The organism is Streptomyces sp. MAR4 CNX-425 (assembly GCF_048656465.1).
Lineage (GTDB): Bacteria > Actinomycetota > Actinomycetes > Streptomycetales > Streptomycetaceae > Streptomyces.
Genome location: NZ_JBMDLF010000014.1, coordinates 24,324 through 33,717, shown reverse-complemented (window position 1 = coordinate 33,717; position 9,394 = coordinate 24,324). Strand labels below are relative to the sequence as shown.

Here is a 9,394-nt window from a genome sequence, read left to right as displayed (position 1 = left end):
AGGGGTGTTGGTCGGGGGTGTTCATGTTCCATCATCAACACATGGCATCGATAATTCGTGAATTCGCCGTGGACGCGGACGAGGAAACCGCATGGGCGGCTTTGGTGGATGTCGGCGCGGTGAACAAACTCATCACCTTCCTCGGCCCCGTCACCCTCGACGGAGACGTGCGCACCGTCGACATGGGCGAGTACGGGACGATTGAGGAGCTGATCGTCAGCGTCGACGACGAGCCCCGTCGCATGTCCTACAGCGTGCGGAAGTCGCCCTGGAACTTCGTTCACCACCACTCCGTGATGGAGATCCTTCCCCCCGAGGAGGGCGCGGTCGGCTCCCGGGTGCGGTGGCTGGTCGACCTGAAGCCGGACTCTCTCGCCGAAGAAATCGCCACCGGCATGGACGGGGCGGTCGAATCGATGAAGCAGTCACTCGCGGCGGTGACGTAATGGAGCCGGGAGCGCCAGGATCGCCGGAATCCTCCGGAACTCCGGGAGCAGCGCCCGCGGTCCCCGCCGGGCGCAACGGCAAGCGCGTTTCCGATCTCCCTTCCCTGACCGGTCTGCGGATCGTCGCCGCGCTTCTCGTGTTCTTCGCACACGCCTCGCTGCTCAACAATCCGATCGATCTGGCCGTCCCCATCAATTTCTACGCCGACCAGGATGTGGCGGAAGGCATGGCGCACGTGTTCGCGCCGGCCGGATTCGTCGGGGTGTCGTTCTTCTTCGTGCTGAGCGGGTTCGTCCTCACCTGGTCCAGGCGCGACGGGGACCGGACCGGAGCGTTCTGGCGGCGCCGGCTGCTCAAGATCTTCCCGAGCCACCTGGTCGCCTGGGCCGTCGTCATGGTGCTTTTCGCGGCGGCGTACACGCCGATGCACGCCTGGCTGCCGAACCTGTTCCTGGTCCACTCGTTCATACCGCTGGACGACACCTCCAGCAGCGTGAACGTACCGGCCTGGTCGCTCTGCTCCGAGCTGCTCTTCTACCTGGCCTTCCCCTTCATCATCCGGCCCCTGCTGCGCATTCCCCAGCGACGGCTGTGGCACGCGGCGGGCGCGATGGTGGCCGGCGTGGCGGCCGTCGCGGTCCTCGCCAAGTACGTGGTGCCGGCCGGGACCCACTCCCCGCTGGCGCCGCTGCCCCTGACGCAGATGTGGTTCGGCTACCTCTTCCCGCCGAGCAGGATGTTCGAGTTCGTCCTCGGCGTGCTGCTCGCCCGGATCGTGATGTCCGGCCGCTGGCCGCGCATCGGAGCCGTTCCGGTGGCCGCCCTGGCACTCGCCGGCTACGTCGCCGCGGTCGAGGTCCCCGCGCCGTACAACTTCGCACTCACCACCGTGGTACCGATCGCCGCGATCATCTGCACGGCCGCCGCCAGCGACATCCGCGGCGAACGGACACTGCTGAACCGGCCGTTCACGGTGTGGCTCGGCACCGTCTCCTTCGGCTTCTACATCATCCAGGTCGTCCCGATCTTCTACGGGCGCCTGGAGATCTTCGGTGGCCGCACGTACGACACCTTCACCGCCACCGCGCTCCTGTTCCTGCTCCTCGCGGCCACCCTGCTGCTCGGCTGGATGCTCAGCGCCATCGTCGAGATGCCGGTGATGCGCCGCTGGGGCCGCGCCCGGGCCCGTACCGGGACGGCGGCGGGCGGTCCGGTGGGGATCCCGCGCCCCGCCCGGGAATCGGCCCCGGCCCCGCCCAGCAGCTCCGCCTGAGCCACCCGGCACCCGAGACATCTGAGAGAGGTTTCCGCGATGACGGCTTCGCACCCCGAGGGTTCGACCGACGAGACCGTGGACGCAGGTACTCCGCACGCCGGCGCGTCGAGCGCCGGGCCGGAGCCCTACCCCTTCGGCCCGTACCAGCGACTCGACATGCACCCCAACTACGCCCGGTACCGCCGCGAGGAGCCCGTCAAGCGGGTCACGATGCCCTACGGCGGCGAGGCGTGGCTGGCCACCCGGTACGAGGACAGCAAGACGGTGATGGCCGACCCCCGCTTCAGCCGCGCCGCCACCATCGGCAAGGACGTGCCCCGCTCCCGCCAGGCCTTCGAGGACCCGATCATCGTGGCCCTCGACCCGCCGGAGCACACCCGGCTGCGCAAACTCGTCACCAAGGCGTTCACCAACAGGCGGGTCGAACAGCTGCGGCCCGGAGTCGAGGCGATCGTCGACCGCCTCGTCGACGAGTTCATCGCGCTCGGCCCGAACGCCGACCTCGCGGAGAACGTCGCGTGGCCGCTGCCCGTCACCGTCATCTGCGAGCTGCTCGGCGTACCGGCCGCCGACCAGGCCACCTTCCGGGCCCTCGTCGACGTCTGGCTCACCACCGGCGACGAGCGGCCACTCGACGAGGTGTCCGCGGCGCTGGAGGAGCTGATGGGCTACATGTCGGACCTGCTGGACAAGCGCCGGGCCGAACCCCGGGACGACCTGCTCTCCGCGCTGGTCGCCGCCCGCGACGGCGGTGACAAGCTCAGCGAGCAGGAGCTGGTCATGCTCGGCATCACCCTCCTCGCGGCCGGCCACAAGACCACCGCCAACCAGCTCAGCAGCCACGTCTTCGCGCTGCTGGAGGACCGCGGCCGCTGGGAGGAGCTGGTCGCCGACCCGTCCCTGGTGCCCGCGGCCGTGGAGGAGCTGCTGCGGTACGCGCCGCTGGCGCCGGCCTCCGACAACACCCGGATCGCGCTGGAGGACGTCCAGCTCGGCGACGTACTCGTCAAGGCCGGCGAAGCCGTGATGATCAATTACGCGTCCGCCAACCGCGACCCGGACGTCTTCCCCGAGCCCGACCGGCTCGACTTCCACCGCGAGAGCAACCCGCACGTCGCCTTCGGCCACGGACTCCACCACTGCCTGGGCGCCCCGCTGGCCCGGATGGAACTTCAGCTCGCCCTCACCGCGCTGGTCACCCGGCTCCCCGGCCTGGAGCTGGCCGTCCCCGCCGACGAGGTCCCCTGGCGCAAGGAGTCCGTCGCCCGCGGTGTGCGCCGGCTGCCGGTGAAGTGGTGACGATGCCGGCCGACAGCACCTGGCTGGTCGCGGTCGACCGCACCGTCTGCCTGGGCACAGGGGTCTGCGCGAGCGTCTTCCCTCAGCACTTCGTGATCACCGAGGGGAAGTCCCGACCGCGCGCGGGGGAGAGCCTCCCCCACGAAGAACTGCTCGATGCCGTGGACCTCTGCCCGATGGGCGCCATCACGGTCACCGACCGGGCCACCGGTACAGCCGTCGTCCCCGACGACTGAACCGGCACCGAACCCCGTCCCGGGCCCGTGGCCGAAACCGTTCCCCGCAAGGTGCGACCCTGAGTGCATTGGTTGTAACAAGGGTGCGGTGATGTTACCGAAACCGCTCGGGGGAAAGGCGTGGACATGTCGAACACCGCGATGACAAAAGCACCTCACGACCGGGCGAACGCCTGCACCGTCCTGGACGTCCTGAACAGGGTCAGCGGCAAGTGGAGCATCGGGGTTCTGCTCGTGGCGATGGAGGGACCGGTCCGGTTCACCGAACTCGAACGCGCCCTCAACGGCATCAGCCGCCGCATGCTCACCCTGACCCTGCGCAACCTGGAACGCGACGGACTCCTTGAGCGCACCGCGTACGCGACGGTCCCGCCCCGGGTCGAGTACACCGTCACCGAGATGGCCCGCGAGCTGTACGAGGCCCTGACCGCCCTCACCGACTGGGCCCGGCGTCACCAGAGCACGATCGCGGCCCGGCGGGACGCGGAGTCCTGCGCCGACGACGCCTTCCGCGCCGACGGCTGAGGGGCCCGGCCGAACGGCCGGGCCCCCTCGGCGCGTTGCTCAGCCGGTGAGCCGTGCCCTCAGGTCGTCCACGAGGGCGGCCAGCCGGGACGCGTCGGCCGCCGCGCCGAAGACGTAGAAGTCCGGCCGGATCAGCGCGGCCACCACCCCGTGCTGTGACAGGTACGGGAGATAGACGTCGTCGGCGTCGACCACCGACGCCCCGTCGGCCGCCGCGGCCGGGGTCCCCGCCGCCAGCAGCCGGACCGCCCGTACCCCGAGCCGCCGCAGCACGTCCAGCCGCGTCCGGTCCAGCAGCTCGTGCACGGGCTTCGCCGCCAGCAGGGTGAATCCGGTGCCGGCCACGGAGTCGAAGAGGCCGTCCTCACCTCCCCGCACCACCCGCGCCTGCGGGCTGAGCGTGCCGGCGAGAGCGTCGGATCCCGCCCCGGCCGGGTCCGGCAGGAGGCCGTCCGTCAGCTGCGCCACCGCCGACGGCTGTGCCGCCCGGGCGGGTGCCCGGTGCCGCATCGCCAGCATCAGCTCGTCCCGTTCCCGGGCCGCCTCGGGATCCGTCTGGCAGATGACCCGGCCCAGACTCACCGACATGTCGATCGCGTGCTCCACGTGCTTTCTGCGCTCCTCGGTGTACGTGTCCAGCAGCCGCTCGTCCGCCAGCCCGGTCAGCACCAGATGCAGCTTCCACGCCAGGTTGGCGGCGTCCCGGAAACCCGACGACATGCCCTGCGCCGCAAACGGCGGCATCAGATGCGCCGCGTCCCCGGCGATCAGGAGCCGCCCGGCCCGCCAGCGATGTGCGTGGCGGGCCTCGAAGGTGTACACCGCGTAACGCTCCAGCGTGGCATTGTCCGGCCCGACGCCGAACTCCTCCAGGAGCCGCCAGGCGGCCTCCGGCGTCTCCAGCTCCGCCACCGTCTCGCCCGCCACCCGCATGAACTCCCAGCGGCGGTGACCGGGTCCCGCCGACACCGAGGTACGCGGACGGGCCGGGTCGCATATCTGGAGGTTGTTCGGCCGGAACTCCCGTGCCGGGCGCGGCACCACGTCGCAGATCAGCCAGTCGTGCCGGAACCCCAGGTCGGTGAAGTCCGTACCGATCCGGTCCCTGACGAAACTGTTCGCACCGTCGCAGCCGACGACCCAGTCCGCCGTGAACGTCGACCGCGCGCCCGCGTCGTCCTCGGCGACCAGTTCCACACCGGGCCCCGACGGGTCACTGAACTCCGTCAGGTCCACGGCCCGGCGGCCACGCACCACCCGCAGGTTCGGCAGCTCGGCGCCGCGGGCGATGAGCGCCGCCTCCAGGCCGGGCTGGTACATCGAGGTCGAGTCGGGCCAGCCCGAGAGCCCCCGGGTCTCGTGCGCCTCGTAGTGGATGAGCTCCCGGCCGTCCGCGCTGAGCCAGCTGTAGTCCCCCGACGGCTCGGCGAACGACTTTATGTGGTCGCCGACTCCGGCCGCCGCCAGTATCCGCGCGGACTCCCCGTCGAAAGCCACCGCACGCGGCATGGCGTACGCCTGCGGCCACCGCTCGACGACCGTCACCCGGTGTCCGTACTGCGCGAGCAGCACGGAGAGCAGCTGGCCGACCGGACCGTACCCGACGATCAGGACACTCGCCCGTCCCGGCCGGCCTGTCTCCGTCGGGTCCGGCATCAGCGGTCCCGGCCCAGGATGAGCGCCGCCGTGTCCTTGAGGTCGACCTGGTCGACGAGCACCTTCACCGTCTCGTGGCCGCCGTCGACCTTGAGGAAGCGCCGCCCCACCAGCACCATCTGGCCGGCGTCGAACGACCGCGCCTGGATGACGGTGTCCGCGGCGACCAGCTCGCCCTCCCAGTTCCAGGCGTCGTCGCCGTCCTCGGGGCCGCCCGCCGTACTCCACTCGGCGAGGCTGCGCGCCTGGTCCCGGAAACGGTAGACCGGCTGCCACTCGCGCTCCTGCGGCCGGCGTTCCACCACGTAGTACGGATCCTCCCGGACCACCCGGTAGTCACAGCCGTACTGGGTCTGTATCGCATCGTCCACGCGCAGCGGCTCCAGGAACCCGGGACCGGCGAAGCCCACGTCCACCAGCCAGAGCACGCCGTCCAGCCGCACCCCGAGGAACATGTGCTCCAGGTCCGGGCCGAACGTGCCGCCGGGGCCGCGCACTCCGGCCGCGAGGTGGTCGACCGTGAAGCCGAGCTCGATCAGCAGCCTGCGGAACAGCCCGTTGAGCTCGAAGCACACACCGCCGCGGCGTTCGGCGACGACCGGGCCGAACGCCGCATCCAGGTCGATGTCGGCGTCGGTGAGCGAGGACGTTCCCTGATCCGTACGCCGCGAGTTGTCGAACGGGATCGACATCAGGTGGCGCTTCTGCAGCACCCGCAGCGTCTCCGGAACCGGCTCCGTCGGCCCGGTGTGGCCGAGGGCGGCGAGATAAGCATCGGTACGGAACATGTCTGGCTCTCCTACTTCTCGGTGTTCTGGGAGCTGTCCTCGCCGGCAGGGGCGGCGGCGAGCTTGTCGAGGAGATGGTCGGCGAGGATTCCCGGAGTCGGATGGTCGAAGAGCAGCGTCACCGGAAGCCGCAGCCCCGTCGCGTCCTGCATGCGGTTACGCATTTCGACCGCGGCCAGCGAGGTGAATTCCGCTTCGAAGAACGCCTCGTCCGCCGCGAAGGGCTCGCCGGTGCGCCCCACGGAGGAGGCGGCCTCGGCGCAGACGAGTTCGATCAGCACTTTCCTCCGCTGCTCTTCTGAGAGGCCGTCGAGACGCTCCTTGAGCGGCACGGGCTCATCCGCGTCGGACGTTCCCGCTTCCGTTGGGCTCGCCGAACTCACTGAGGCCCCCTTTGTTTTGAGCCAGTAGTTGGTGTGTTGGAAGGGGTAGGTGGGGGTGTGGGGTGGTGGGGGTGGGGTGGTGTGGGGGTGTGGGGGAGGGTGTGGGTGGTGGTGTGGGTGTGGAGTTTTGCTGTGGTGGTGAGGATTTGGTGGGGGGTGTCGTGGTGGCGGCGGAGGGTTTCGGTGGTGTGGGTGGGTGGTTGGTGTGCGTCGAGGGTTTCTTGGAGGGTGAGGGTGAGGACGGGGTGGGGGCTGGTTTCGATGAAGGTGTGGTGGTGGTGTTTTTGGATGAGGGTGTTGATGGATTGGTGGAATTGGACGGGGTGGCGGAGGTTTTGGTACCAGTATTCGTGGGTGAGGGTGGTGGTGTCGTGGATGTAGCGGTTGTGGAGTGTGCTGTAGAAGGGGGTGTGTGCTTGGTGGGGGGTGATGTTTTTGAGGAGTTTCGCGAGGTGGGTTTGTATTTTTTCGACGTGGTGGGTGTGTGAGGCGTAGTCGACGGGGATGGTGCGGTGGGTGATGTGGTGGGTGGTGCAGTGGTGTTGGAGTTCTTGGAGGGCGTGGGGGTCTCCGGCGACGACGGTGAAGGTGGGTCCGTTGGTGGCGGCGATGTTGATGTGGGGGTGCCAGGGTTTGATGAGGGTGGTGGTGTCGTGGGGGTTTGGTTGAGGGAGAGCATGCCGCCGTGGCCGGCGAGGTGTTCGGCGATGGCTTGGGAGCGGAGGGTGACGATGCGGGCGGCGTCGTCGAGGGTGAGGGCGCCGGCGGTGTGGGCGGCGGCGATTTCGCCTTGGGAGTGGCCGATGTGGGTGTCGGCGTGGATGTTTTGGGTGGTGTGGAGGTGGGCGAGGGCGGTCATGAGGGCGAAGGTGGCGGGTTGGAGGACGTCGACGCGTTCGAGGGTGGGGGCGTGGGGGTGTTGGTTGAGGACGTCGATGAGGTTCCAGTCGGTGTAGGGGGCGAGGGCGTCGGCGGTGTGGTGGAGGTGTTCGGCGAAGGCGGGGCTGGTGGTGAGGAGTTGTGCGCCCATGCCGGTCCATTGGCTGCCCTGGCCGGGGAAGACGAGGGCTGTTTTGCCGTTGGTGGTGGCGTGGCCGGTGATGAGGTCGGGGTGGGGGGTGTGCCGGGTCAGGGCGGTGAGGGCTTCGCGGGCGCCGGTGGGGTCGGTGGCCAGGACGACGGCCCGGTGGGGGTGGTGGGTACGCCGGGTGAGGGTGCCGGCGAGCCCGGCCAGATCCAGATCCGGATGCCGGTCCACATGCTCGGCCAGGCGTTGCGCGGCGGCGGACAGCGCGGTCGGGGTCTTTCCGGACAGCGGGATCGCCACGGGAGCCGCACCGGCGGCGAAGACAGGTGTGGCAGTGGGCTGTTCCGGATCGTTCACGGGCGTGGTGTCCGGTGCGGTGCCGGGGGGTTCTTCGAGGATGAGGTGGGCGTTGGTGCCGGAGACGCCGAAGGAGGAGACGGCGGCCCGCTTCGGCCGGTCCCGTTTGGGCCATGGCTGTGCCTGGGTGAGGAGTTCGACGGTGCCGTCGCTCCAGTCGACCTGGGGGGTGGGTTCGTCGAGGTGAAGGGTTTGGGGCAGACGGCCGTGCCGCAGGGCTTCGACCATCTTGATCACGGCTGCGACGCCGGCGGCTGCCTGGGTGTGTCCGATGTTGGACTTCAGCGAGCCCAGGTACAGGGGTTCTTTGTCGGTGCGGTGCCGGCCGTAGGTGTTGATGACGGCCTGGGCCTCGATGGGGTCGCCCAGTGTGGTGCCGGTGCCGTGTCCTTCCACCGCGTCGACGTCTCCGGGCGCCAGGCGTGCGTTGTTCAGTGCCTGCTGGATGACCCGTTGCTGGGAGGGGCCGTTGGGTGCGGTCAGTCCGTTGGAGGCGCCGTCCTGGTTGACGGCGCTGCCGCGGATGACGGCGTGGATGTGGTGGCCGTGGCGTCGGGCGTCGGACAGGCGCTCAAGGAGGACGAGTCCGGCGCCTTCGGACCAGCCGGTGCCGTCCGCGGCGGCGGCGTAGGGTTTGCAGCGTCCGTCCGGGGCCAGCCCGCGCTGCCGTGAGAACTCGATGAACGTCGCCGGCGTCGCCATCACCGCCACCCCGCCGGCCAGCGCCATCGAGCACTCCCCGGACCGTAACGCCTGCACCGCGAGATGCACCGCCACCAACGACGACGAACACGCGGTATCCACGGTGACCGCGGGCCCCTCGAAGCCGAACATGTAGGAGATGCGCCCCGACGCGACGCTCCCGCTGTTGCCCACCCCCAGGGTTGCTTCCAGTTCCCTGGGGATCTCGGTTCGCGGCGCGTAGTCGTGGTACATCACCCCGGCGTAGACGCCGACGTCGCTGCCCTTGAGGGACTCCGGGGCCATCCCGGCCCGTTCGAGGGTCTCCCACGACACTTCCAGCAGCAGCCGCTGCTGCGGATTCATCCCGAGGGCTTCCCGCGGCGATATCCCGAAGAACTCCGCGTCGAACCCGCCCGCATCGTGCAGGAAACCACCCTCCCGCGTGTACGACGTCCCCGAATGGTCCGGATCCGGGTCGTACAGGGCGTCCAGATCCCACCCGCGGTCCGACGGAAAGCCCGTAATGCCGTCCCGGCCCTCGTCCACCAGCCGCCACAACGCATCCGGAGAATCCACGCCACCGGGCAGCCGGCACCCCATCCCCACAATCGCCACCGGCTCGGACGCGGCGGCGGTGAGACGACCGTTCTCCGAGAGCAGCCGCTCGTTCTCCAACAGCGCCGTTCGCAGTGCTTCGACGATCTTTGTGTCGGGCG

Annotated in this window: 8 protein-coding genes and 1 pseudogene; 5 read left to right on the top strand and 4 right to left on the bottom strand. The window is 69.7% G+C overall.

The features are described from left to right. The first annotated feature begins 41 nt into the window (after positions 1-41). The 5 genes from ACHZ99_RS30490 to ACHZ99_RS30470 all read left to right on the top strand — a co-directional run bounded on the left by ACHZ99_RS30490 (position 42) and on the right by ACHZ99_RS30470 (position 3,783). Positions 42-446 (top strand): SRPBCC family protein, encoded by a 405-nt coding sequence (locus ACHZ99_RS30490; protein WP_420308056.1) that lies wholly within the window; start codon positions 42-44, stop codon positions 444-446. 137 nt (positions 447-583) lie between these two features. Continuing rightward, positions 584-1,720, top strand: a complete 1,137-nt coding sequence (locus ACHZ99_RS30485) for an acyltransferase family protein (RefSeq protein ID WP_420308055.1) — start codon at positions 584-586, stop codon at positions 1,718-1,720. 39 nt (positions 1,721-1,759) lie between these two features. Next, on the top strand, positions 1,760-3,022 hold the full coding sequence (locus ACHZ99_RS30480) for a cytochrome P450 (protein ID WP_420308054.1): 1,263 nt from the start codon (positions 1,760-1,762) through the stop codon (positions 3,020-3,022). Positions 3,023-3,024: 2 nt separating this feature from the next. After that, the gene (locus ACHZ99_RS30475; RefSeq protein WP_420308053.1) at positions 3,025-3,258 is read left to right on the top strand and encodes a ferredoxin; all 234 of its coding nucleotides are present in this window, start codon (positions 3,025-3,027) and stop codon (positions 3,256-3,258) included. Positions 3,259-3,384: 126 nt separating this feature from the next. Then, complete coding sequence (locus tag ACHZ99_RS30470; RefSeq protein ID WP_420308052.1) at positions 3,385-3,783, top strand: winged helix-turn-helix transcriptional regulator; 399 nt, start codon at positions 3,385-3,387, stop codon at positions 3,781-3,783. Positions 3,784-3,822: 39 nt separating this feature from the next. Here ACHZ99_RS30470 and ACHZ99_RS30465 read toward each other — a convergent pair whose 3' ends face one another. The 4 genes and pseudogenes from ACHZ99_RS30465 to ACHZ99_RS30450 form a co-directional block, all read right to left on the bottom strand. Further along, positions 3,823-5,439: a bifunctional 3-(3-hydroxy-phenyl)propionate/3-hydroxycinnamic acid hydroxylase gene (locus ACHZ99_RS30465; protein ID WP_420308051.1), complete on the bottom strand. Its 1,617-nt coding sequence runs from the start codon at positions 5,437-5,439 to the stop codon at positions 3,823-3,825. Then, positions 5,439-6,227, bottom strand: a complete 789-nt coding sequence (locus ACHZ99_RS30460; RefSeq protein ID WP_420308050.1) for an arylamine N-acetyltransferase family protein — start codon at positions 6,225-6,227, stop codon at positions 5,439-5,441. Before ACHZ99_RS30460 ends, ACHZ99_RS30465 begins: the two co-directional genes overlap by 1 nt. A gap of 11 nt (positions 6,228-6,238) precedes the next feature. Continuing rightward, positions 6,239-6,559: an acyl carrier protein gene (locus tag ACHZ99_RS30455; RefSeq protein WP_420308049.1), complete on the bottom strand. Its 321-nt coding sequence runs from the start codon at positions 6,557-6,559 to the stop codon at positions 6,239-6,241. A gap of 7 nt (positions 6,560-6,566) precedes the next feature. Beyond that, positions 6,567-9,353 (bottom strand): annotated as a pseudogene (locus ACHZ99_RS30450) (type I polyketide synthase); the annotation flags it as partial. Positions 9,354-9,394 lie beyond the last annotated feature (41 nt).

What these genes read in the sequence shown, in the direction of transcription:
- ACHZ99_RS30490 (WP_420308056.1), top strand. Translation starts at nt 42, where the DNA reads ATGGCATCGATAATTCGTGAATTCGCCGTGGACGCGGACGAGGAAACC.
- ACHZ99_RS30480 (WP_420308054.1), top strand. Translation starts at nt 1,760, where the DNA reads ATGACGGCTTCGCACCCCGAGGGTTCGACCGACGAGACCGTGGACGCA.
- ACHZ99_RS30475 (WP_420308053.1), top strand. Translation starts at nt 3,025, where the DNA reads ATGCCGGCCGACAGCACCTGGCTGGTCGCGGTCGACCGCACCGTCTGC.
- ACHZ99_RS30470 (WP_420308052.1), top strand. Translation starts at nt 3,385, where the DNA reads ATGTCGAACACCGCGATGACAAAAGCACCTCACGACCGGGCGAACGCC.
- ACHZ99_RS30465 (WP_420308051.1), bottom strand. Translation starts at nt 5,439, where the DNA reads ATGCCGGACCCGACGGAGACAGGCCGGCCGGGACGGGCGAGTGTCCTG.
- ACHZ99_RS30460 (WP_420308050.1), bottom strand. Translation starts at nt 6,227, where the DNA reads ATGTTCCGTACCGATGCTTATCTCGCCGCCCTCGGCCACACCGGGCCG.